Source organism: Nitrobacter sp. CN101 (assembly GCF_055390255.1).
Genome location: NZ_AP038833.1, coordinates 2,661,038 through 2,683,775 on the forward strand (window position 1 = coordinate 2,661,038; position 22,738 = coordinate 2,683,775).

19 protein-coding genes are annotated in these 22,738 nt (G+C 59.7%); 15 read left to right on the forward strand and 4 right to left on the reverse strand.

What is annotated here, in order from left to right:
- Window positions 1–260 precede the first annotated feature (260 nt).
- The gene (gene rpmG, locus ACZ5IL_RS13455) at window positions 261–428 is read right to left on the reverse strand and encodes a 50S ribosomal protein L33 (RefSeq protein ID WP_007603295.1); all 168 of its coding nucleotides are present in this window, start codon (window positions 426–428) and stop codon (window positions 261–263) included.
- Between the two features lie 525 nt (window positions 429–953).
- On the opposite strand from rpmG, the gene ACZ5IL_RS13460 reads away from it, so the two are divergent.
- The 4 genes from ACZ5IL_RS13460 (at window position 954) to ACZ5IL_RS13475 (ending at window position 7,633) form a co-directional block, all read left to right on the forward strand.
- Window positions 954–2,354 (forward strand): TolC family outer membrane protein, encoded by a 1,401-nt coding sequence (locus tag ACZ5IL_RS13460; protein WP_464596905.1) that lies wholly within the window; start codon window positions 954–956, stop codon window positions 2,352–2,354.
- Between the two features lie 287 nt (window positions 2,355–2,641).
- Window positions 2,642–3,298, forward strand: coding sequence for a PopZ family protein (locus ACZ5IL_RS13465; RefSeq protein ID WP_464592153.1), 657 nt, complete (start codon window positions 2,642–2,644; stop codon window positions 3,296–3,298).
- 313 nt (window positions 3,299–3,611) lie between these two features.
- Window positions 3,612–6,470 carry a valine--tRNA ligase gene (locus ACZ5IL_RS13470; protein ID WP_464592155.1) on the forward strand — a complete coding sequence of 953 codons (2,859 nt, stop codon included), beginning with the start codon at window positions 3,612–3,614 and terminating at the stop codon, window positions 6,468–6,470.
- Window positions 6,467–7,633: an MFS transporter gene (locus tag ACZ5IL_RS13475; protein ID WP_464592157.1), complete on the forward strand. Its 1,167-nt coding sequence runs from the start codon at window positions 6,467–6,469 to the stop codon at window positions 7,631–7,633. The genes ACZ5IL_RS13470 and ACZ5IL_RS13475 overlap by 4 nt, the downstream gene beginning before the upstream one ends.
- On the opposite strand, the gene ACZ5IL_RS13480 is transcribed toward ACZ5IL_RS13475, so the two are convergent.
- Window positions 7,614–8,237 (reverse strand): DNA-3-methyladenine glycosylase, encoded by a 624-nt coding sequence (locus tag ACZ5IL_RS13480; RefSeq protein WP_464592159.1) that lies wholly within the window; start codon window positions 8,235–8,237, stop codon window positions 7,614–7,616. The two genes, ACZ5IL_RS13475 and ACZ5IL_RS13480, sit on opposite strands and share 20 nt — an antisense overlap.
- 125 nt (window positions 8,238–8,362) lie before the next feature.
- Between ACZ5IL_RS13480 and lipA the strand changes: the two genes are divergently transcribed.
- Genes lipA through ACZ5IL_RS13495 form a run of 3 tightly spaced genes read left to right on the forward strand, consistent with a single transcriptional unit; the run spans window position 8,363 to window position 10,328 of the window.
- Window positions 8,363–9,322: a lipoyl synthase gene (gene lipA / locus ACZ5IL_RS13485; RefSeq protein WP_464592161.1), complete on the forward strand. Its 960-nt coding sequence runs from the start codon at window positions 8,363–8,365 to the stop codon at window positions 9,320–9,322.
- An 11-nt stretch (window positions 9,323–9,333) separates the two neighbouring features.
- A complete protein-coding gene (locus tag ACZ5IL_RS13490) occupies window positions 9,334–9,861 on the forward strand; it encodes an AAA family ATPase (protein WP_464592163.1) in 528 nt (175 codons plus the stop codon).
- Complete coding sequence (locus ACZ5IL_RS13495) at window positions 9,861–10,328, forward strand: type II toxin-antitoxin system RatA family toxin (RefSeq protein WP_425909206.1); 468 nt, start codon at window positions 9,861–9,863, stop codon at window positions 10,326–10,328. Before ACZ5IL_RS13490 ends, ACZ5IL_RS13495 begins: the two co-directional genes overlap by 1 nt.
- Before the next feature lie 12 nt (window positions 10,329–10,340).
- Here the strand turns inward: ACZ5IL_RS13495 and ACZ5IL_RS13500 are convergent, their stop codons facing one another.
- On the reverse strand, window positions 10,341–10,967 hold the full coding sequence (locus tag ACZ5IL_RS13500; protein ID WP_464592166.1) for a CinA family protein: 627 nt from the start codon (window positions 10,965–10,967) through the stop codon (window positions 10,341–10,343).
- Window position 10,968: 1 nt separating this feature from the next.
- On the reverse strand, window positions 10,969–12,165 hold the full coding sequence (locus tag ACZ5IL_RS13505; protein ID WP_464592167.1) for a bifunctional 2-C-methyl-D-erythritol 4-phosphate cytidylyltransferase/2-C-methyl-D-erythritol 2,4-cyclodiphosphate synthase: 1,197 nt from the start codon (window positions 12,163–12,165) through the stop codon (window positions 10,969–10,971).
- Between the two features lie 194 nt (window positions 12,166–12,359).
- On the opposite strand from ACZ5IL_RS13505, the gene dusB reads away from it, so the two are divergent.
- The 8 genes from dusB to hflX all read left to right on the forward strand — a co-directional run bounded on the left by dusB (window position 12,360) and on the right by hflX (window position 22,607).
- Window positions 12,360–13,409: a tRNA dihydrouridine synthase DusB gene (dusB, locus tag ACZ5IL_RS13510; RefSeq protein WP_464592169.1), complete on the forward strand. Its 1,050-nt coding sequence runs from the start codon at window positions 12,360–12,362 to the stop codon at window positions 13,407–13,409.
- Window positions 13,406–14,581, forward strand: coding sequence for a two-component system sensor histidine kinase NtrB (locus tag ACZ5IL_RS13515; RefSeq protein ID WP_464592171.1), 1,176 nt, complete (start codon window positions 13,406–13,408; stop codon window positions 14,579–14,581). The genes dusB and ACZ5IL_RS13515 overlap by 4 nt, the downstream gene beginning before the upstream one ends.
- A gap of 7 nt (window positions 14,582–14,588) precedes the next feature.
- On the forward strand, window positions 14,589–16,028 hold the full coding sequence (ntrC, locus tag ACZ5IL_RS13520) for a nitrogen regulation protein NR(I) (RefSeq protein ID WP_464592173.1): 1,440 nt from the start codon (window positions 14,589–14,591) through the stop codon (window positions 16,026–16,028).
- A 180-nt stretch (window positions 16,029–16,208) separates the two neighbouring features.
- Window positions 16,209–18,509: a sensor histidine kinase NtrY-like gene (locus tag ACZ5IL_RS13525; protein ID WP_464592175.1), complete on the forward strand. Its 2,301-nt coding sequence runs from the start codon at window positions 16,209–16,211 to the stop codon at window positions 18,507–18,509.
- Between the two features lie 17 nt (window positions 18,510–18,526).
- A complete protein-coding gene (gene ntrX, locus ACZ5IL_RS13530) occupies window positions 18,527–19,897 on the forward strand; it encodes a nitrogen assimilation response regulator NtrX (RefSeq protein WP_309773997.1) in 1,371 nt (456 codons plus the stop codon).
- Window positions 19,898–19,919: 22 nt separating this feature from the next.
- Window positions 19,920–20,777: a D-amino-acid transaminase gene (locus tag ACZ5IL_RS13535; RefSeq protein ID WP_464592178.1), complete on the forward strand. Its 858-nt coding sequence runs from the start codon at window positions 19,920–19,922 to the stop codon at window positions 20,775–20,777.
- 178 nt (window positions 20,778–20,955) lie between these two features.
- A complete protein-coding gene (gene hfq, locus ACZ5IL_RS13540) occupies window positions 20,956–21,204 on the forward strand; it encodes an RNA chaperone Hfq (RefSeq protein WP_425909222.1) in 249 nt (82 codons plus the stop codon).
- Window positions 21,205–21,227: 23 nt separating this feature from the next.
- Window positions 21,228–22,607, forward strand: coding sequence for a GTPase HflX (gene hflX, locus ACZ5IL_RS13545; RefSeq protein WP_464592180.1), 1,380 nt, complete (start codon window positions 21,228–21,230; stop codon window positions 22,605–22,607).
- Window positions 22,608–22,738: the final 131 nt, after the last annotated feature.

A 22,738-nucleotide genomic window follows, 5' to 3' on the forward strand; every position in this document is an offset into this window, starting at 1 on the left:
TTGATCCCGCGTGTGGTGCATCGTCGAATCAATGATCTGCAACCGTTTAAGTGCGTCTTGGCCGTCGGTCGTGCCAGCGAGACGGTGGCGAGACATGACGCACGTGCGTCCATTTTGCGTATGGGCGATGGCGTGGCACTCGGCTGAGCCCCGGTGGCCGCAACGCCAGCCGTGACGCCGAAGGCGGCATCAAGCCAACGCAAAACGGAGCCCGAAAGCTCCGCTCAATTCACCGCCGATGAAGCGATCTTACGTGATCGTCACTTGATCTTGGCTTCGCGGAATTCGACGTGTTTGCGCGCGACCGGATCGTATTTTTTCTTGACCAGCTTGTCGGTCATGGTGCGCGAATTCTTTTTAGCTACGTAATAGAAGCCTGTGTCAGCACTGGAAACCAGCTTGACCTTGATGGTGACCGCCTTGGCCATGTGCAAACCCTTGATGTCGGGAAACGGAAAAGCCGGCCCGCATCAGGCCAGCATTTGGCCGGCAAACTAGACTCGAAACATCGAAAGTCAAGGATTTCGAGGCTGGTGACGTAAAAATCAGTCCAGGACGGGCACATTCGCTCCCCGAGGGCAGGTGTTACGGTTTTCGAAGCCGTAGGCAAATGGTTGTCATAGTATTGTCCGCTTTTGTGTATTTTTTCGGATTCCGTGCATTTATTAGTTTTATGAAAAGGTGAGAGAACTCCTGAAATGCTTTGACTGCTGTTGGTTGGGCTCTCCAAGTATGATCGAAGCGTCAGGTGTGGCTCTAACGCCCCAGCCGCAGAACTTCCGCTGAGACTCCTCGCAGGGGGTTCCTTGGTACCCCGACGACGAATATGCTCGTGTAGGGAAATTTGTTGCGTCGGGACAAGTGATTCGAGGGATGATCCAGCGTAGGCGCTTCGCCTCGTTTACGTCTGGTGAAATAATGAAGAGAAGAATGGAATTCCGCGGATGGGTGGTATGAGACTGGTGGCCGGGGTCGCCGTGTTGACCCTTGCGACTGCGTGGCCGGGGGCGGCGACACGGGTTTTCGCCGACACTATGGAGTCTGCACTGGTGCGATCATACCAGAGCAATCCTCAACTCAACGCCCAGCGCGCCTCGGTCCGCGCTACAGATGAGAGCGTGCCCCAAGCCCTGTCGGGCTATCGGCCCAAAGTCGCCATAACCGCGAGCGGCGGCTATCAGTATACCGACATTACCTTTGGTCAGCGTCTGCCGGGTCAGGGAAATGTACTGGGGCGGATCAGCGGTAATCAAACTCCGGTGACTGTCGGTGCCACGGTTTCGCAGACGCTCTTTGACGGATTCCAAACCGCCAATAGGACTCGTGCGGCGGAAGGGCAGGTTTCGGCATCGCGCGAGGGATTAAGGGTTCTCGAGCAGACTGTACTGCTCGCGGCGGCAACGATCTATATGGACTATCTGCGGGATTCCGCCATTGTGGAAGTTCAGCGCAGCAATGTCCGCGTGCTTGAGGAGACGCTGAAGCAGACGCGTGATCGTTTCAATGTCGGCGAGGTGACCCGCACCGACGTGGCGCAATCGGAAGCGCAGCTCGCCGCCGGTCGCACCCAGCTTATGGCCGCTGAATCCAACCTCACGACCACGCGCGCGAATTATCGGCGCATCGTCGGTAACGAACCGGGGCAATTAGCACCGGGGTCGCCGGTCGATCGCTTCTTGCCGGCGACGCTCTCGGCTGCCGTTGATCTTGGTCTTATCCAAAATCCCAATGTGACCGCGGCGATGTATGGCATCGACGTCAGTCACTTGCAGGTCAAAGTTGCGGAGGGTGCGCTGTTCCCGAGCGTGAGCCTCCAGGCCAATGTGCAACAGGGCCAAAACCAGCAGCTAACGGTGCCGAAACAGCTTATAGCATCTGCGCTCGCGCAGGTAACGGTGCCGATCTATCAGGGTGGCGCTGAATATTCGCTGATCCGACAGTCCAAGGAAACGCTGGCACAACAGCGTCTCACCCTCGAGCTGGTCCGCACTCAGGCACGCGCCAGCGTAGTGCAGGCGTGGGGCCAGCTCGTCGCGACCAAATTACAGGTGCAGTCGGCGCAGGCGCAGGTTGAGGCCTCCGAGATCGCGGTCAACGGCATCCGCGAAGAGGCCAAGGCCGGGCAACGGACCACGTTCGACGTATTGGTCGCGCAACAGACGCTCGTCACCGCGCGCGTGGCGCTGGTAACCGCTCAACATGATCGCGTGGTCGCCTCTTATGCGGTTTTGAATGCCATTGGTCGGCTGTCGCCGCAGGTGCTTAAGCTAAACACCACGGCGTACGATCCGAGTGTCCACTACCATCAGGTTCGCGACAGTTGGGGTGGTATGCGTACGCCGGATGGGCAGTGATCACGCCGACGGCGGCCGCGTTCACAGTCCGTTGCTTGCAATCAGTTGTTGCCATGCCATACCTTGATGCAAGGGCATGAAGCGATTCGGGCGATAGTCGGCGTTTATCTATCGGTCTTGCCGCGGAAGTTCGCGCGGAGAATTGATATTGTCACCGGTTCACAACGCTTTCTCGGGGAACAAATCCGGTTGCGATCGAAATCGGCGGCCGCATCTGGAGCCGGAAAAATCCTTTCTCGCTTGAGGCCAACGCGCTGGCCAGGATCGTGACAGATGTGGAGTTGGACATGACGCAGCCTGCAAAGGTCCAAGAGCCCTCTATGGAGGAGATTCTGGCGTCGATCCGCCGCATTATAGCGGACGATGAGAAGCCCGCGGCGGCTGGAAAGACCGTCGTTGCTGACGCAGCTGTAGCAAAACCTGGATCTGTCAGCTCGGTCCCTAAGCCGGCACCTCCCGCAAACGCTGACGGCGCCAACAGCCAAGACGATATTGACGCGATGCTTGCGAACTTCGACGCCGCAACCGCCGAGGAGGAAGTCCGGCCCGCCCAGGCTGAGGAGGTGTTTGAACTGACGGATGAGATGGCCGTGCCGAATGCAACGCAAGCCGCTTTTCAGAAGATCGAGCCTCAGGACGATTTGGAATTCGCCGAAATTGCGCAGGTTCCGGCTATCCCGCCGGATCCCGCCACCGCGGCTCGACCGTCCAGTCTGAATGCCGCAGCAGCGGAAATTCTGTCGCATTCGACGGTTTCCGCCGTCGAAACGGCCTTCAGCTCGCTTGCCAGTACGGTGCTGACCAATAACGCCCGCACCCTAGAGGACCTCGTCAAGGAGATGCTGCGCCCGATGCTGAAGTCCTGGCTCGATGACAACCTGCCGGGGCTGGTGGAACGCATCGTCAAGGCTGAAATCGAGCGGGTCTCGCGCGGTCGTCCGTAATCCATTCCCGTAGCCGGGAAAGCCGCGGCCATTGGAGCCGGGAAAGTCCCGCTCTCCTGACGCCCTTGAGCTCACATCTGCGCTCCAGAGCATTTTCCGGCTAAGTGGAATCCGGTTAGTCGTAAGAAAATGCTCTCAATCAATAACTCGCGCGTATTCTGATCGCAAAACCGGTATCCACTTTTGCGGAATACGCGCTAAGGCCGGTTTATTCGGCGATCTTGTTGACTTGATGCGCCCTGAAAGGCTTTTAGCGGTCAGAGGATATATTCCGTGAATTGACCTGAAACGCCCCGACGGTGATTGCATTGCCATGATCGAAAAAACCTACCAGCCCTCCGATATTGAAAATCGAATGTCCCGCGTTTGGGAAGAGGCCGGTGCATTCAAGGCCGGCCAGCCTGAACGCCGCGAGGCTGAGCCGTTCACGATCGTCATTCCGCCGCCGAACGTCACCGGCTCGTTGCACATGGGGCACGCGCTGAACAACACCTTACAGGACGTGCTGTGTCGCTTCGAGCGGATGCGTGGCCGCGACGTTTTATGGCAGCCAGGCACCGATCACGCCGGCATCGCGACTCAGATGGTGGTGGAGCGGCAGTTGGCGGAACGGAAGGAGCCCGGCCGCCGCGACATGGGCCGCGCCAGGTTTCTCGAGCGGGTTTGGCAGTGGAAGGCCGAGAGCGGCGGCGTTATCGTCAACCAGTTGAAGCGGCTCGGTGCGTCCTGCGATTGGTCGCGTGAGCGTTTCACCATGGATGAAGGGCTGTCACGCGCGGTTGCCAAGGTTTTTGTCGAACTGCATCGCGCCGGCTTGATCTACAAGGACAAGCGGCTGGTTAATTGGGATCCGAAACTGCTCACCGCGATCTCCGATCTCGAGGTGAACCAGGTCGAGGTGAAGGGTAGCCTGTGGCATCTGCGCTACCCGGTCGAGGGTAAGAACTTCGATCCGAGTGATCCTTCAACCTATGTCGTCGTCGCCACCACACGGCCGGAGACGATGTTGGGCGATACTGCCGTCGCCGTGCATCCGGACAATGAGAAGCTCGAACACTTGATCGATTGCAACGTCGTGCTGCCTTTGGTCGGCAGGATCATTCCGGTCATCGGCGACGACTATGCCGATCCGGAGAAGGGTACCGGCGCAGTCAAAATTACTCCGGCCCACGATTTTAATGACTTCGAGGTCGGAAAGCGCCACCGCTTGCCGCAAATCAGTGTGCTCGATCGCGAAGGCCGGCTGACGCTATCCAACAACGAGGATTTTCTGCGCGGCCTTCCGGCTGGCGCGTTGATTCTGGCTGAAGAACTCGACGGCTTGGATCGCTTCGCCGCGCGCAAGGCGATCGTGGCGCGTCTCGAAGAGTTCGGTTTTCTCGACAAGATCGAGCCTCATGCGCACACGGTACCACACGGTGACCGCTCCGGCGTCGTCATCGAACCGTATCTGACTGACCAATGGTACGTTGACGCCAAGGAACTGGCGCGGCCAGCGATGGCCGCCGTTCGTTCGGGCGAAACAACATTCGTGCCGAAGAACTGGGAGAAGACCTACTTCGAGTGGATGGAGAACATCCAGCCCTGGTGTATTTCGAGGCAGCTCTGGTGGGGTCATCAGATTCCGGCCTGGTATGGTCCGGACGGCAAGGTGTTTGTCGCAGAGACGGAGGAAGAAGCGGTCGGCCATGCGCTCGGCTTTTACGTTGAGCAAGGTGTCATCACCGTCGAGCAAGGCGCTGAAATGGCGAGCGATCCGGCAAAGCGTGATGGCTTCATTACGCGAGACGAAGACGTGCTCGACACCTGGTTTTCTTCGGCATTGTGGCCGTTCTCGACGCTCGGCTGGCCCGATGAGACGCCGGAGTTGAAACGTTACTATCCGACCAGCGTGCTCGTCACCGGGTTCGATATCATCTTCTTCTGGATTGCCCGAATGATGATGATGGGCATCTATTTCATGAAGGAGGCCCCGTTTGCGACCGTTTACATCCACGCGCTCGTTCGCGACGAGAAGGGCGCCAAGATGTCGAAGTCGAAGGGCAACGTCATTGATCCTCTGCATCTGGTCGATAAATACGGCGCGGATGCGCTACGCTTCACGCTCGCCGCAATGGCGGTGCAGGGCCGCGATATCAAGTTGTCTCCGCAGAGGGTCGAAGGCTATCGCAATTTCGCGACCAAGCTTTGGAACGCGTGCCGCTTCGCGGAGATGAACGATTGTGTCGTTCCTGCGCAGTTCGATCCGGCCGCCGCGACTGAAACGCTCAATCGATGGATCGTTCATGAGACCGCGCGCGCGACGTGCGAGGTCACCGAGGCCATTGAATCCTCTCGTTTCAATGACGCCGCCGGTGCGATCTACCGCTTTGTCTGGAACGTCTACTGCGATTGGTATCTTGAACTCGCAAAGCCTGTCATTTTGGGCGAGGATGGCCTCGCCAAGTCTGAGACCCGCGCAATGGTCGCCTGGGCCCGCGATGAAATTCTGAAGCTCTTACATCCGTTCATGCCGTTCATCACAGAGGAGTTATGGGCGGTAACTTCGGCGCGGACGCAATTGCTGACCCTGACGGAGTGGCCAAACAAGGTAGATCTCACCCTCAAGCGGCGGACGCTGATCGCGGCCGCCGATCCCTTCGCTGGACCAGAGCCGGTGACCGATCTGTTGGAGCCCTATTTCCGCGACGATGCTGCCGAAGCCGAGATCGGTTGGGTGGTCGATCTCATCACTGCCATCCGCTCCGTTCGCGCGGAGATGAATATTCCACCTGCAACCCTGGCGCCGCTGGTGCTCGCAGGCGCATCCGCCGAGAGCAAGGCGCGGGCGCAGCGCTGGAGTGACGTTATCAAGCGGATGTCCCGGCTTGCGGACATCTCATTTGCAGATCAGGCACCGGCAGGCGCCGTGCAACTGCTGATCCGCGGCGAAGTTGCCGCGCTGCCGTTGAAAGGTATCGTCGACGTCGCTGCTCAGCGCGTGCGATTGGAGAAGGAAATCGCCAAGGCCGATGCCGACATCGTTCGCGTCGATCTTAAGCTTGCAGATCAGAATTTCGTTGCCAACGCGCCCGAAGAAATCGTCGAGGATGAAAAAGAAAAGCGGGAAGCCGCAGTCGCGCGCAAGGCGAAATTCCTCGAGGCGTCGGAGCGTTTGAAGGCCGCTGAGTGAGTGCTGCTCGGCCGTCATCACTGCGCCCTTTGAGTCTGCTATGGCTTGGGGGCGTAGGGTTGCGGCTCACGATCCTTGCCGTGCCGCCGGTACTGGCGCTTATCATTTCCGATCTTGCACTGTCAGGAACAGAGGTCGGGATTCTCAATGCCATTCCGGTGAGTTTGTTCGCGCTTGTCGCGGTACCCGGGTCGCTGCTGATCGCGCGCGTTGGCGCTGTCAGGGCGCTTGTGGTCGGCCTCCTGATTGCAGCGGTCGGATCGGCGCTACGCGGTTTTGCCGTCGGCGCAATGACTCTGTTCGCGGCGACAGCGCTGATGGCGGCGGGCGTCGCTGTGATGCAACCGGCGTTTCCGCCGCTGGTGCGGCAATGGGTTCCTCGCAGGATTGGTTTTGCCACCGCCGTCTACACCAATGGTTTGCTATGCGGCGAAATCTTTCCGGTCGTGCTCGCAGCCGTGGCCGTGCTCTTGCTGGGAGGTGGGTGGCGCGGGAGTCTCGAACTCTGGTCGATCGCGGCGGCAGTGATCGCACTGATCATCTTCGTTGCACGGCCGGACGGCGAACATACATCCGCTCAGCACAGCCGCTGGATGCCGGACTGGCGAGATCCGCTGCTTTGGAAAGTCGGCCTCGTCGCCAGCGCGAACAACCAGCTCTATTTCTGCACAAACGCGTTTCTGCCGGGCCTGCTGCTGCAAACCGGCCATACTGAGTTGATTGGGCCTGCGCTATCGGCGCTCAACCTCGGGCAGCTGCCGGGGTCGGCCCTCCTTATGCTGATGGCGAGTCGCCTGGAGCGGAAAAGATGGCCGCTCATTCTTTGCGGCGTGCTCGGCCTGCTTTCTGTCCTCGGCGTCGCGACGAGTACAAGTCTCTGGGTGATCGTTGGCTCGGCGGCGCTGGTGGGCTTCACGTGCGCCGTGGGCCTTACCCTTGTGCTGACGTTACCAGCTCTGCTGGTCGCTCCCGATGACGTGCCTCACAACTCGGCCGGAATGTTCACGATCGGTTACGGGATCGCTATGCTAGTCTCCATCGTCGGTGGGATGGTCTGGGATATCACCGGCAATGCCGCCTTTGCGTTCGTGCCGATCGGTCTTGCCATCGTACCGATGATCGTGCTGCCACTGGGAATCGATTTCAGAACCCAGCGTTCTTGAACGGCTTGCTAAGGAATTTCGAACCTTTCAATCCGTATCGCCATGGCAGGTCGGCGGCCTTGGTAATGCCGATGCGCACGCCGGCGACGACTTCAACCCCGGCCGTGCGCTGAAGGACTGCAATCGGCGGCGCATCGAGCGGCAGCGCGTTATGCGCAATCGATATTCCGAGCGCCTGGCATAATTTGCCTGGCCCCGAACATAACAGGCGCTCGTCATGCAGCCCGCGCCGGCGTCGCATCGCTGGAATGCCGTGAGTTGGCTGTAGTGCGCGGATCAGAACCGCGGCGGCAGAGCCATCCATTTCGCAGACGAAGTTCACGCACCAGTGGATGCCGTAAGAACGATAGACATAGGCGAATCCGGGCGGGCCGAACATCACCATGTTCCGCGGCGTCGGTCCTCGATGGGAATGCGCGGCTGGTTCGGTGTGATGATAAGCCTCCACCTCGACGATGATGCCGCCGATGCCTTCGACCAGCAGGGTCGCGCCGATCAGGTCGGGTGCCACGTCATGCACGCTGCGACTGAAAAACCCGCGTTTGATCGGCTTGCCGAGAGCAGGCGGCGTCAGACCGTCGGATGGGGAGGGATTTAGAGTCATTTTTCAAGGCAGGCGGTCGGTCGGGTCATAATGGATATGTTACATATCTGACTGATCTGGCGAAGCGGGTTGCAGCCCTGCGTCGCGCAGATTACGTAAAGTCTCCTGCACAACCGGATCATTCCATGGTCGTCATCCTCGATACGGTTTCCGCCGACCCCGTCCGGCCGCGGCATCCGGAAAAGATCAACCGGCCGGACGCGTTGTCGCCGCCGAAGCCGGACTGGATTCGTGTGCGCGCGCCGAACACGCGCGGCTATTCGGACACGCGCCGGATCGTCAAGGAGAACGGTCTCGTCACGGTGTGCGAAGAGGCTGGCTGCCCGAACATCGGCGAGTGCTGGGACAAGAAGCACGCCACCTTCATGATCATGGGCGACACCTGCACCCGCGCCTGCGCATTCTGCAACGTCAAGACGGGTATGCCGGTCGCGTTGCAGGCTTCGGAGCCCGAATATGTGGCCGAGGCGACGCGCAAACTGGGGCTGGCCCACGTTGTCGTCACATCCGTTGATCGCGACGATCTCGACGACGGCGGGGCAGGGCATTTTGCCGAGACAATTCACGCGATACGCGAGCGTTGCCCGACCACCACCGTCGAAATCCTGACGCCGGATTTCCTCCGCAAGAAGGGGGCGCTGGAAAGGGTCGTAGCGGCGAAGCCCGACGTCTTCAACCACAATCTCGAAACCGTGCCGTCGCGCTATCTCACCGTCCGGCCAGGTGCGCGCTATTTTCACTCGATCCGCCTGCTGCAGCGGGTGAAGGAGATCGATCCGGCGATATTCACCAAGTCAGGCATCATGGTTGGGCTTGGCGAGGAGCGTCATGAAGTCTTGCAGGTGATGGACGATCTGCGGTCGGCCGATGTCGACTTTCTCACCATCGGACAGTATCTGCAGCCGACCCGCAAGCATCACGCCGTGATACGCTATGTCACGCCGGAGGAGTTTTCGAATTATGAGACCGTCGCCTACACCAAGGGCTTTCTGATGGTATCGGCGAGCCCGCTGACTCGTTCGTCACATCATGCCGGTGAGGATTTTGCGAAGCTGCGGGCCGTGCGCGCCGCGCAGGCGCGCTAGTCCGTCTCGCCATGCAGCGTGTTCTGGTCGTGGGATCGCCGGGATCCGGCAAATCCATGTTCGCCAAAAAGCTCTCGTCGATCATGGACGTTCCCATGGTATCGCTCGACGCCCTGTTTTGGAGATCCGGCTGGACCCCATCCGAAGGTGCCGACTTCGACAGGCGCGTGACCGAAGCGACAAATGCCCCGCACTGGGTCATGGAGGGTAATTATCTCTCGCACGCGGGTATGTTGCGACGTGAACGTGCCGACACCGTGGTCTGGTTAGATCTGCCGCGGATGACCTGTATGATCGACGTCATGATCAGAACAGCGACTGGTCATGGACGGGTAAGGCCTGAGATGTCGCCGGGCTGTCCGGAAAGGTTCGATGCCGACTTTCTGCATTATGTCTGGACTTTCCGCCAAAAACAGCGTTCGCAGCTTGCGCGCTTCCTTGAGGGCTTGCGCTCCGATCAGATCCTAATGCGCTTCACGCGCCGATCTGAGGCAGACCGCTATCTGCACGATCTTTCCGCTTCAGAGAGCGTTCACTGATGCCGTTGTTTTCAAGCAAACGCCGCGTTCGTCACAGCGCGAACGAGATGTTCGATCTGGTGGCGGACGTCGAACGCTACCCGGAGTTTGTGCCGCTATGCCAGTCGCTGAAGGTGCGTCAGCGTACCACCGCGGCCGACGGTAAGGAGGTCGTGGTCGCCGATATGACCGTGTCGTTCAAACTGGTGCGCGAGACCTTTACGAGCAGGGTGACGCTGGATCGGCCGAACCTCAAAATTTTCGTCGAGTATCTGCGCGGACCGTTCAGCCACATGGAGAACCGCTGGACGTTTGAGCCGAAACCGGATCAAGGCTGCGATGTCGTGTTTTTCATCACGTATGAGTTCAAGAGCCGGATGCTGGCAATGCTGATGGGCGCGATGTTCGACACCGCGTTCCAACGCTTTGCAGCCGCATTCGAGAAACGCGCCGATGCTGTCTACGGTTCGCCGAAGGTGGTGAGTTGACGCGATACGGTCCTAGGTTTTCTTTGGAGAAGGTTTCACCGGTCCTGCGGTACGCCGCCGCTCGGAAATACGACGCGCCGGCGTACGCGCTGCTCGCGGTCGTGATCGGCTAACGCTTTCGCGGCGGGCTTTCGCAGGCGGCTTCGGGCCGCGCGCTAATTCCATCAGCATCCGCAGGGCTTCGACAACCGAACGTTGCCGTACTGAACTCCGACCGATGGCACCAAAGCGAAATTCGCGATGGATCAGGCGGCCGTCACGTGCTGCGGCCGCGAAATGAACAAGGCCCACGGGCTTGCCGGGTGTCGCGCCGCCGGGACCAGCGATCCCGGTGATGGCGACGGCCAGATCGGTGCCGGCTCGTTCCAGCGCGCCAACTGCCATTGCGGTCGCGGTTTCCTTGCTGACAGCGCCAAAACTGTCGAGCGTGATGGATTTAACGCCAAGCATCGCGCGCTTGGCGTCATTGGAATAGGTGACGAAACCGCGATCGATGACGTCCGAGGAGCCGGGAATCTCGGTCAGTGCCCCGGCGACCAGTCCGCCGGTGCAGGATTCGGCCGTTGCGATGGTAAGCTTGCGCATCCGGCAAAGGTCGAGCAGCGAACGCGACAGGGCGCGTGTATCGCTGCCGCTCATGTCAGGTGTCCCAGCCCTTGTCGTTCCACGGCAGGCGGACAGTGGCGCTGGCGGTAGCCGCGATTCCTTCCTCACGCCCGGTGAAGCCGAGCCGTTCGCTGGTCGTCGCCTTGACAGCGATACGCGAGATGGCGACCCCAGTGATGTCCGAGATACGAGCGCGCATCTGGTCGCGCAGAGGTCCGATCTTCGGCTGTTGGCATATCATGGTGACTTCGAGATTGGCGATGCGGCCGCCGCGCGCCGTAACTTTGTCGATAGCGTATTTCAGAAATTTATCGGAAGCCGCACCCTTCCACTGCGGATCGCTGGGAGGGAAATGCGAACCAATGTCGCCGTCCGCGAGCGCTCCGAGAATGGCATCGACAAGCGCGTGCAAACCGACGTCGCCATCGGAGTGCGCCAGGAAACCGCGATTGTGCGGAACCTTCAGACCGCACAGCATGAGGTGATCGCCGTCGCCGAAGGCGTGCACGTCATAGCCGGTGCCAGTCCTGATGTCGCCGAGCGATGCCGCGAGGCGCGCTTCCTCGCGCACGAAATCTTCGGGAGTTGTTAGTTTCATGTTTGCAGCATCGCCCTCAAATGTCGCAACCGTCAATCCTACCCACTCGGCGAGCGCGGCGTCGTCGGTAAAATCGTCGCGGCCGTCGCGCGCCGCACGGCGATGCGCATCGAGAATCATATCGAAATGGAACGCCTGCGGCGTCTGCGCGATCCGCAGCTTTGCACGGTCGGGGGTCGCGTTGACCGCGCCGGATGCATCAACCTGTTTGATGGTGTCGGTAACGGGAATAGCGGGCACCGCCGCGCCGGCTTTATCCGCGGCGTCGATTGCGCGCGTGATCAGTGCCGGTGTTACGAACGGGCGGGCGGCATCGTGGATCAGCACGATGTCCGGTGCGTCGTCTGCCAATGCCTCGAGGCCTGCGCGAACGGAGGCTTGGCGGGTGGCTCCGCCATTCGCCGGCTGGCGATAGCGGAATCCGGCGACGGCCTGATTGAACATGGAAAGGTCGTCGGGATTGAGCACCGGCTGAACTGCAAATACGTCGGGGTGCTGGCAGAACGCCTCCATCGCCCGCGAAATCACGGTTCGTCCGCCAATTGTCCGGTATTGTTTGGGGCCTCCAGCGCCAGCGCGCAGGCCCCGGCCAGCGGCAACGATGATGGCGGCAGTTCGTTTTGAGGTGAGCATTGGAATCGCTGTGAAGGAATCAGGTTGTTTGAGCAAGCCCTTACCATGAAGGTAGCAAAACTGCAGGTGGCGAATTAATCGTTGCAGCGCAGTTGCAAGATACCGGAAACTGGCTATTGTATAGGCATGTATCTATTTTGCCTAATAAATAAGCTGATTATCGGTCAGTAAGGCTGCGACGGAGTAGTTGCACCATGAGCACGAGCCCGACCGGTCCTGCTCCGTCACCAGGTCTTAAGCCGTTCGCGGTTGGAGGTATTTCCATCTGCAACCGCGTTCTTCTTGCGCCGATGTCGGGAATCACGGACCGGCCCTTCCGGTGCCTTGCTGAAGCGTTGGGGGCAGGGCTCGTTGTTTCCGAGATGACTGCCAGCGACGATCTCGTCCGGGGGCGGCCCATGTCCGTGCTCCGCTGTGAAGCCACCGGTCACGGACCGCACGTCGTTCAGCTTGCCGGCTGTGAGATAGGCTGGATGGCGAAAGGCGCCCGGATCGCCGAGGCGGCCGGCGCCGACATCATCGATATCAACATGGGTTGTCCCGCTCGCCACGTGACAGGCGGTCAGTCGGGTTCGGCGCTAATGCGCGATCTCGATCATGCCCTCGATCTGATCGAGGCGACGGTCGGCGCGGTGAAAGTGCCGGTCACACTCAAAATGCGCCTCGGATGGGACGATGGCTCGCTCAATGCGCCTTCGCTGGCGCAGCGCGCCGAATCCGCTGGCGTGCATATGATTACGGTTCACGGCCGTACGCGTTGCCAGTTCTACAAGGGTCACGCCGATTGGCAGGCCGTGCGAGCGGTGAAAGAAGCGGTCCGCATTCCCGTCGTCGTCAACGGCGACATCACGTCGTTCGACGCAGCCGTCGCGGCGTTGGAGGCGTCGGGGGCCGATGCTGTCATGGTGGGGCGCGGTGCGCAGGGCCGCCCCTGGATGCCTGGTCAGATTGGGCGGCAGCTCGAAACCGGTATCGAAGAACCGCATCCTCCGCTCGCGGATCAGTTGACGTATATCCGCACGCTCTATGACGACCTGCTCCTGCACTACGGCCTGCGCATAGGGCTTCGTCATGCGCGAAAGCATCTCGGCTGGGCACTCGATACGGCGGCAGCGCTTCGCGCTGTACCAACACCGATCTTGAAGACGTGGCGGGGGAAAATTCTGAAGGCGGATGATCCGGCCTGCGTACAGCGATCACTGGCGGATGCGTTCGAGGACTTCGCGTGGAGGGCTGCGGCATGAGTTCGATCGCACAGCGCCCGCGCGTCGCGCCCAGCGATAGCGAGGCTATTCTCAACGCACTGCCGAACCCCGTGCTGCTGGTCGCGCCTGACGGTCGGATCGTCGACGCCAACATCGCGGCAGAGTCCTTCTTCGAGATGTCGAAGCAGTTCCTACAACGCGAGCCGCTAAAGCAGCTTGTCCCCTTCGGCAGCCCGCTCCTGACCCTGATCGATCAGGTTCGCGAGAGCGGTGCGCCTGTAAACGAGTTCAAGGTCGATCTCGGCACGCCAAGGATCGGCCGGGATCGTCAGGTCGACCTGCATGTCGCGCCCCTGACGGAACGGCCCGCTCATGTGGTGGTGATGATCCAAAAGCGCACCATCGCTGACAAGATGGATCGGCAGCTGACCCATCGTAGCGCGGCGCGCTCGGTGATTGCGCTTGCGGCCATGCTCGCGCACGAGATCAAGAACCCGCTCTCCGGCATTCGCGGCGCGGCGCAGCTTCTCGAACAGGGGGCGACGCCGGACGACCGAATGCTGACCCGCCTGATCTGCGACGAGGCGGACCGCATTGTCACGTTGGTTGATCGCATGGAGGTATTCGGCGACGAGCGGCCGATGAGGTGGGGGCCAGTCAACATTCACGCTGTCCTCGATCATGTCAAACGGCTCGCGCAGTCGGGCTTCGCGCGAAAGGTGAGATTCACTGAGGATTACGATCCGTCGCTTCCGCCGGTCCTCGCCGACCGGGATCAGCTGGTTCAGATCTTTCTGAACCTTGTCAAAAATGCTGCGGAAGCCGTTTCTGATCTCGGAGAAGAGGGAGAAATCCAGTTCACGACCGCATTCCGCCCAGGCTTGCACCTTTCCCACCCGGGCAAGAAAGCGCGGGTTTCGCTGCCGCTGGAATTTTGCGTCAAGGACAACGGTCCCGGCGTAGCGGAGGACCTGCTTCCGAACCTGTTTGATCCATTCGTAACCACCAAGCAGACCGGGAGCGGGCTCGGCCTCGCGCTGGTCGCAAAGATCGTAGGGGACCACGGTGGCATCGTCGAGTGCGAGTCGCAGCCGCGCAAGACCACCTTCCGGATCCTGCTACCGATGTTCGATTCCAGTCCAGTAGACCAGCTTGGCAATGACGTTACCGCATCCGGAATGCCGTCATGCGCCGCACGCCATCCAGTATGAGGACAAAATGCCTCCAGCCAACATACTTATCGCCGATGACGATGGAGCCATCCGCACGGTGCTCAATCAGGCTTTGTCGCGTGCTGGATATGATGTGCGTCTGACGGGCAATGCCGCAACGCTGTGGCGATGGGTCAGCCAGGGCGAAGGAGATATCGTCATCACTGACGTGGTGATGCCGGACGAGAACGCTTTCGATCTGCTACCGCGCATCAAGAAAATCAGGCCGAACCTGCCGGTCATTGTGATGAGCGCGCAGAACACTTTCATGACGGCGGTCCGCGCGTCCGAGCGCGGTGCATATGAATATCTCCCCAAACCGTTCGATCTCAAGGAGCTCATCGCAATCGTGGGCCGCGCGCTCGCTGAGCCCAAGGAGCGTGCGGCCACCGGCAGCGACGAGAACGAATGCGATTCCCTTCCGTTGATCGGTCGATCCCCTGCCATGCAGGAAATCTACCGTGTGCTGGCGCGGCTGATGCAGACCGACCTGACCGTGATGATCTCCGGCGAGTCCGGCACCGGCAAGGAACTGGTCGCGCGCGCGCTTCACGACTACGGCAAGCGCCGCAACGGTCCCTTCGTAGCCGTGAATATGGCGGCAATTCCCCGCGACCTTATCGAGTCGGAATTGTTCGGCCACGAACGCGGCGCATTCACAGGTGCAAACGCTCGCGCGTCAGGCCGTTTCGAGCAGGCAGAAGGAGGGACCCTCTTCCTCGATGAAATCGGCGATATGCCGATGGAGGCGCAGACACGTCTGCTCCGCGTGCTTCAGCAGGGTGAATATTGCACCGTCGGGGGAAGGACCGCCATCAAGACGGATGTCCGCATCGTTGCGGCAACCAACAAGGATCTTCGTATCCTGATCCAGCAGGGGCTATTTCGCGAGGATCTTTTTTTCCGCCTTAACGTGGTACCGCTGCGCCTGCCGCCGCTCCGCGAACGCATCGAGGATCTGCCGGATCTTATCCGGCACTTCTTTGTCCTCGCTGAAAGGGATGGGCTGCCGCTCAAGAAGCTAGACACGCTTGCGCTCGAGCGCTTGAAGCGGCACCGCTGGCCCGGCAACGTCCGCGAGCTGGAAAACCTGGCGCGCAGGCTTGCGGCGCTTTACCCGCAAGATATCATCACCGGCCCGGTGATCGATTGCGAACTTGCATCACCTGCGGTGGCCTCCGGAATCGGCGGACATAGTATCAATGGTCTCAGTGGCGCCGTCGAAATGCACCTGTCGTCGCTTTTCGCCAGCTTCCCGAATGGGCTCCCACCGCCGGGCTTGTATCACCGCATTCTCAGGGAGATCGAGGTTCCGCTTCTCACCGCCGCGCTGACCGCTACCCATGGCAACCAGATCCGGGCAGCCGACCTTCTAGGTTTGAACCGCAACACGCTCCGCAAAAAAATTCGCGATCTGGACATCCAAGTCTATCGGTCCGCAGGGTAGAAGCGGGGGGCTATCCGGTCAGTTTTCCACTGCTCACGTTTGATTGACGATTCCAGTTGTTTTGCCGGTTCGCGCCCGATGTTTGCGCCGCGGAAATGTCCCAATTGTGCAACATTGTTGTACGATTGCATCAGTTCGCTGGTTGACCGACGCTAGCCCCAACACCCAACCTTTTTGCGGATGACCACAGCAGACACGCCGGTTCCATCACACGATCCGACACTCGCCGAGTCGCGCGGCTGGACCATGCGCCGGCTATTGGCGCCGGTCGCGATTGGCTTGGCGTTGCTGTCGGCCTTCCTGACATTTGTGGTTTTGGTCCGTCTCACGCCGATCGTGCCGACCAACCGGGTCGTCATCGCGTTTCTGTTGGTCGACGCCGGTATCATCCTCCTGCTCGTCGGTATTATCGCTCGCGAGGTCTGGCGTGTCGTGCAAGCACGCCGCCGGGGTCGCGCCGCCGCGAAGCTGCATATCCAGATCGTCAGTCTGTTCTCGGTAATCGCGGTGCTGCCGGCGGTCCTGGTCTCGGTCGTGGCCAACGTCACCATCGACCGCGGCCTCGACCGTCTGTTTTCAGGACCGGTCAAACAGGTCATTGAAAACTCGCGGATCGTTGCGCTCGCCTATGCGAACGCGCACGCCCAACTCATTGGGGGTGACATCCTCGGCATGGCCAACGACATTTCCAATGCACGGCCGCTGTACGACCAGGACCGCGTGACATTTCTGCGGCTCCTGACCTCGAGCGCCAATGCCCGCAACCTTCCGGGCGCGATGCTGATTGATAAAGAAGGCCACATGCTTGTATCGGCGCAAACCGGCATCAATGTACCCTATGACACACCGAAACCCAACATTCTCCAGAGTGTGAACGAAGAAAGTCCGGAGATCTCGTTCAATCGAGAGACAAACTCTGTCGCCGCCGTCATTCGCCTGCGCGCGTTCCAGGACACCTTTCTTTACGTCGCAAGACTGGTCGATCCCTACGTCCTCGCGCAACTGAAGCAGACCCAGGCGAGCGCGGACCGATACGCCACGATCGAGGCGCAGCGGCTCGGCATCCAGGTGGCCTTCGCGCTGATGTTCGCTGTCATTGCCCTGACCATTCTGATGGCGTCGGTATTGCTCGGCTTGAACTTCGCCGACCGGTTCGTCGCACCCGTCCGCCGGTTGATGAACGCCGCCAACGTCGTGTCCACCGGCGACTTGAACGTTCAGGTACCTGTCCTGAAATCCGAAGGAGATCTGGCGCAGCTCGGTGAAACCTTCAACAAAATGACGGCTGAGTTGCGAACCCAGCGCGACGAACTCGTTAGCGCGAGCGGCTTGATCGACAGCCGGCGGCGTTTCATCGAGGCGGTATTGTCGTCGGCCAGCGCCGGCATCATCGGCGTCGACGGCGCCAATACTATCCGCATCCTGAACCGTTCGGCTGAGAAGCTGATCGGCCATTCCGAATCGGAAACGCTGGGGCATCCGTTGTCCGAGGTGGTACCCGAACTGAGCGATCTCATGCAAACGGCGAGGGAAGGGACGCAGCGGCTGGTGCAGGGCCAGATTACCCTTAATCGGGACGGCAATGAGCGCAATGTTTCGGTACGCGTCAGTGCCGAGCAAACCAGTCAATCACGTGACAGTTACATCATTACTTTGGACGATATCACGGAGCTGGTGACCGCGCAGCGCACGTCTGCCTGGGGCGACGTGGCGCGACGAATCGCTCATGAAATCAAAAATCCATTGACGCCGATCCAACTGTCGGCCGAACGCATCCGCCGCAAATTCGGCAAGGCGATCACCCAAGACAAGCCGATCTTTGAGCAGTGCACCGATACGATCGTGCGTCAGGTCGAGGATATCAGGCGGATGGTTGATGAGTTTTCGCGTTTTGCGCGAATGCCGAAGCCTGTGATGGAAGGAGAGGATGTCGCCGATACAGTCCGCCAGACAGTTTTCCTGATGCGTGTCGGACATCCCGAGATCGATATAGAAGCCGACATCAGGAACGAACCGTTGCGCGCGCAGTTTGATCGGCGGCTGATCTCGCAGGCACTGACCAATATCATCAAGAACGCAGCCGAAGCTATCGAAGCCGTGCCGCCGGAGATACTCGGAAAAGGCCGGATCGATGTTATCGCCGCGCGGGAAGAAGCCGACATCGTCATTGATGTGATCGACAATGGTGTTGGCTTACCGAAAGTTGCGCGCGCGCGGCTGCTGGAGCCGTACGTAACGACCCGCGAGAAGGGCACCGGCCTTGGTCTCGCGATTGTGGGGCGCGTCTTGCAAGACCATGGCGGCAAGCTCGAACTCAACGACGCTTCTGCGATAAAGCCGGAGGCGCGGGGAGCCTGGATGCGGTTGCGGTTTGCCGTCGCAGGGCAGGCGAATGTTGGAACCATTAGCAAGGATGGAGCGACTAACGGCGATAACTTGACCGAAGAAAAAACAAAGACTGAGGTCGCTACCGGCGACTGACGAGGCGGATCCAATTCATGGCACACGACATTCTCATTGTTGACGACGAGGCGGACATTCGCGACCTCGTTGCGGGCATCCTGGAAGACGAAGGTTTCACAACCCGAACCGCGCGTAACAGCGATGAAGCGCTTGCGGAGGTTTCAAACCGCCGTCCGCACATGGTGTTTCTCGACATCTGGTTGCAAGGCAGTAAGCTTGACGGGCTGCAACTGCTCGAAATGATCAAGCAGGACAGTCCCGATATGCCGGTTGTTATGATCTCCGGTCATGGTAACATCGAAACGGCAGTTGCGGCCATCAAACGCGGTGCCTATGACTTCATTGAAAAGCCCTTCAAATCCGATCGACTGATTCTAGTGGCGACGCGTGCCCTCGAAACGTCACGTCTAAAGCGCGAGGTGCGTGAACTGAAGCAGCTTGCGCCGGCGGCAAGCTCGCTGGTCGGACGTTCGCCATGCGTGAATCAACTTCGGCAAACCATCGAGCGCGCGGCGAAAGCCAACAGCCGCATCATGATCGTCGGCCCGTCCGGATCCGGTAAGGAACTGGCAGCGCGAACGCTTCACAATCAGTCGAGCCGAGCTGAAGGACCGTTTGTCGTCATTAACGCTGCGGCGATTACACCGGAACGCATGGAGTCCGAACTGTTCGGCGTCGAGCAGATCGACGGCCAGCAGCCCCGCAAGGCCGGCGCGTTGGAAGAAGCGCATGGCGGAACGCTGTTCATCGACGAGATCGGCGATATGCCGCGCGAGACTCAGAACAAGATCATGCGGGTTCTGGTCGATCAGACATTTCAACGCTTTGGTGGCACGACCAAGATCAAGGTGGATGTGCGCATCATCTCGTCGACAGCGCGCAACCTGGAGGAGGAGATTGCCGCAGGCCGGTTCCGTGAAGACCTCTACCATCGGTTATCAGTGGTACCGATCCGCGTTCCGGCACTGTCCGAACGCCGCGAGGACATTCCCGAGCTGATTGAATTCTTCATGGATCATATCTCTGCCGCAAGCGGGCTACCGAAGCGAAAGATCGGCGACGACGCGATGGCCGTACTGCAATCTCATGTCTGGCCCGGCAATGTTCGGCAGCTCCGAAACAATGTCGAGCGCGTGATGATCCTGGCTGGCGGGGGTCCGGAGGTCATCATCACCGCGGATATGTTACCGCAGGATGTCGGCTCCATGGTTCCGGCAATGCCGTCAGGCGTCAATGGTGAGCACATCATGGGCTTGCCGCTGCGAGAGGCTCGCGAGGTTTTCGAGCGCGACTATCTGATCGCTCAGATCAGTCGTTTCTCCAATAATATTTCTCGGACCGCGGAGTTTGTCGGCATGGAGCGCTCGGCGTTGCATCGCAAACTCAAGGCGCTCGGCGTCAACTAGAACCCTGAAGCGAACTCGCCGCATGTCGCGAATTGCTTATGTCAACGGCCGATATCGCGATCTGCGCGATGCTTGCGTCAATGTCGAGGATCGCGGCTATCAGTTTGCCGACGGCGTTTATGAGGTCTGCGAAGTGCGGGGCGCGAGGCTGGTTGATTTTCCCCGGCACATGGCCCGCTTGCAGCGGTCGCTGCGCGAGTTGCAGATCGCCGAACCGATGCCGATCACGGCGCTCGCGATCATTATGCGAGAGGTGGTACGACGGAATCGCGTGACGTACGGGATAGTGTATCTGCAGGTGACTCGTGGCGTTGCTCGGCGTGATCATGCATTTCCGCCAAGCTCTGTGAAACCGAGCGTGGTCATCACAGCCCGTGCGCTCGATTACGAAAAAAAACAGCAAACCGCCGCTACCGGCATCAAGGTGATCACGCTGGCGGAAAATCGTTGGCCGCGGGTGGATATCAAGTCGGTGTCGCTGCTGCCTAATGTGCTGGCAAAGCAGGAGGCTCGCGAGAAGGGGGCCTATGAGGCGTGGTATGTCGACAGCGACGGATTCATTACCGAAGGTGCCTCGAGCAACGCCTGGATCGTGACGAAAGACGGCCGCGCTGTCACCCGGTCAGTGGACCGCGGCATTCTCGCAGGCATCACGCGGGCCGTGCTCGTGGAAGTCATGGGGGCTCTTCAGATCAGGCTGGAAGAACGCCCATTCACACCTGCGGAAGCGCGCGAAGCGGCGGAGGCTTTTGTAACTTCGGCTTCTCAGATCGTCATGCCCGTCGTCGCGATCGACGGTCAGGCGGTGGGAAATGGTCAGCCGGGTGGTATTACAAGGCAGCTTCGGGAAGAATTCCACCGCTTTTCAGCATTTTCCTGATGGTTTTTGTAAATCCGGGCGAACCTATGGCCCGAACTGGCTTGCGTAACATCATGCTCTGCCCTCTAATCCAGGTGCCGGATCCATGAGGAGGAACTCAGAGGGAGCCGGCGGCCATGGGACGCTCCGGGAGGGTTGTTCCGGCTCAAAAAACAAAGCTGAACTGCGGATAACAAAAATGGCGATAGAGCGCGCACAAAACCTACAGGACACTTTCCTCAACCACGTTCGCAAGACGAAAACGCCCCTGACGATCTTTCTGGTGAACGGAGTCAAACTACAGGGAATTGTTACTTGGTTCGATAATTTCTGTCTGCTCCTTAGACGCGATGGCCATTCGCAACTGGTCTATAAACACGCGATTTCGACCATCATGCCGGGTGCTCCGATCCAGTTGTTCGAGGGTGGCGAGGACGGTCCGCTTTGAGCATGCATTTGAAAGTTTCCTGATTGGAAACCAGACAATTAGAGGGGAGCATCGACCCATCGGGGTCGATGCAGAACAAGCCGACCGGACGAGCGATCGTCATCGGTCCCTATGTGCGGGCGCGGGGCGGCGATGCCGAGACACCGCGGACGGGACGCACCCTGCGCAATACCGACGCCCGGCTGGATGAAGCCGCCGGTCTCGCGAGGGCGATCGACCTCCATGTGGTTCAGGCGATAGTCGCTCCGGTCAGCCAGATCAGGCCTGCCACATATCTCGGCAAGGGCAAGGTCGAAGAGTTGAAAGGCTTGATCATCGCCGATGAAGCGAGTCTCGTGGTGATGGATTGTGCGTTGTCACCCATTCAACAGCGCAATCTGGAAAAAGCCTGGGGTACAAAGGTTTTAGACCGAACGGGCTTGATTCTTGAAATCTTTGGGCGCCGCGCCAAGACAAAAGAGGGGGCGCTTCAGGTTGAGCTCGCCCATCTCAACTATCAGCGTAGCCGTCTGGTGCGCTCCTGGACCCATCTTGAACGGCAGCGTGGTGGCTTCGGCTTCATGGGCGGGCCCGGCGAAACGCAGATCGAGGCCGACCGTCGCCTGATCGGCGATCGCATCACGCGACTGGAAAGCGAACTCAAAAAGGTACAGGCGACGCGACGGCTGCATCGCGCCGGGCGGCAACGCGTGCCATATCGTGTGGTCGCGCTCGTCGGGTATACAAATGCCGGCAAATCGACGCTGTTCAATCGATTGACGCGCGCCGATGTTCAGGCAGCGGACAAGCTGTTCGCGACGCTCGATCCCACGCTGCGCTCGCTTGTGTTACCTCACGGTGCAAAGGCAATGCTATCGGACACCGTTGGATTCATTTCCAATTTGCCAACTCAGCTCGTCGCTGCGTTTCGCGCGACGCTGGAGGAGGTGATAGAGGCCGACATTCTCCTTCATGTTCGTGACATTTCGCACGAGGATACCGGGGCGCAGCAACACGACGTCGAAACGGTGCTGCATCAACTTGGCATCGACCCCGGAGGAACGACGCGCGTTCTCGAAGTCTGGAACAAGATCGATCGCTTCGATGCGGATCAGCGCAAAGATCTGGAAAACATAGCTGCACGGCGCTCGACGGATGTGCCCCGTTTTCTCGTCTCTGCCGAAACTGGCGAGGGGGTCGAGCCGCTGCTCGCGGCGATCGAGGATCAACTCGCGGCAACCCGAACCACGCTGGACCTTTCGGTCGATGCCTCGAATGGCGCGGCGATCAGTTGGCTGCATCGAAACTCCGAAGTGCTCGCCAAGGAACTGCGCGACGGCCATTACGATATGACCGTCAGGGTCGACGAGACAAAACGAGACATACTCGTCAACCAATATGGCGCGGTACCACGCCCGCTTTAGAGCATGATCCCGAAAGTGGAAACCGGTTCTCGGACAAGATCATGCTCAGTTGAAGAGAATAAAGCAGAGTTTGGTTCAACGCAGTTGAATCGAGACTCTGTGCGCTGCGTCACCGGATTCCTTTTCGCAAA

Bases quoted from the DNA above. Each gene is read 5' to 3' on its own strand.
- ACZ5IL_RS13525 (WP_464592175.1), top strand. From the start codon at position 16,209: ATGACCACAGCAGACACGCCGGTTCCATCACACGATCCGACACTCGCC.
- ACZ5IL_RS13535 (WP_464592178.1), top strand. From the start codon at position 19,920: ATGTCGCGAATTGCTTATGTCAACGGCCGATATCGCGATCTGCGCGAT.
- ACZ5IL_RS13460 (WP_464596905.1), top strand. From the start codon at position 954: ATGAGACTGGTGGCCGGGGTCGCCGTGTTGACCCTTGCGACTGCGTGG.
- dusB (WP_464592169.1), top strand. From the start codon at position 12,360: ATGAGCACGAGCCCGACCGGTCCTGCTCCGTCACCAGGTCTTAAGCCG.
- ACZ5IL_RS13470 (WP_464592155.1), top strand. From the start codon at position 3,612: ATGATCGAAAAAACCTACCAGCCCTCCGATATTGAAAATCGAATGTCC.
- ntrX (WP_309773997.1), top strand. From the start codon at position 18,527: ATGGCACACGACATTCTCATTGTTGACGACGAGGCGGACATTCGCGAC.
- rpmG (WP_007603295.1), bottom strand. From the start codon at position 428: ATGGCCAAGGCGGTCACCATCAAGGTCAAGCTGGTTTCCAGTGCTGAC.
- ACZ5IL_RS13490 (WP_464592163.1), top strand. From the start codon at position 9,334: ATGCAGCGTGTTCTGGTCGTGGGATCGCCGGGATCCGGCAAATCCATG.
- ACZ5IL_RS13480 (WP_464592159.1), bottom strand. From the start codon at position 8,237: ATGACTCTAAATCCCTCCCCATCCGACGGTCTGACGCCGCCTGCTCTC.
- ACZ5IL_RS13500 (WP_464592166.1), bottom strand. From the start codon at position 10,967: ATGAGCGGCAGCGATACACGCGCCCTGTCGCGTTCGCTGCTCGACCTT.
- ACZ5IL_RS13515 (WP_464592171.1), top strand. From the start codon at position 13,406: ATGAGTTCGATCGCACAGCGCCCGCGCGTCGCGCCCAGCGATAGCGAG.
- ACZ5IL_RS13505 (WP_464592167.1), bottom strand. From the start codon at position 12,165: ATGCTCACCTCAAAACGAACTGCCGCCATCATCGTTGCCGCTGGCCGG.
- ntrC (WP_464592173.1), top strand. From the start codon at position 14,589: ATGCCTCCAGCCAACATACTTATCGCCGATGACGATGGAGCCATCCGC.
- ACZ5IL_RS13465 (WP_464592153.1), top strand. From the start codon at position 2,642: ATGACGCAGCCTGCAAAGGTCCAAGAGCCCTCTATGGAGGAGATTCTG.
- hfq (WP_425909222.1), top strand. From the start codon at position 20,956: ATGGCGATAGAGCGCGCACAAAACCTACAGGACACTTTCCTCAACCAC.
- lipA (WP_464592161.1), top strand. From the start codon at position 8,363: ATGGTCGTCATCCTCGATACGGTTTCCGCCGACCCCGTCCGGCCGCGG.
- ACZ5IL_RS13495 (WP_425909206.1), top strand. From the start codon at position 9,861: ATGCCGTTGTTTTCAAGCAAACGCCGCGTTCGTCACAGCGCGAACGAG.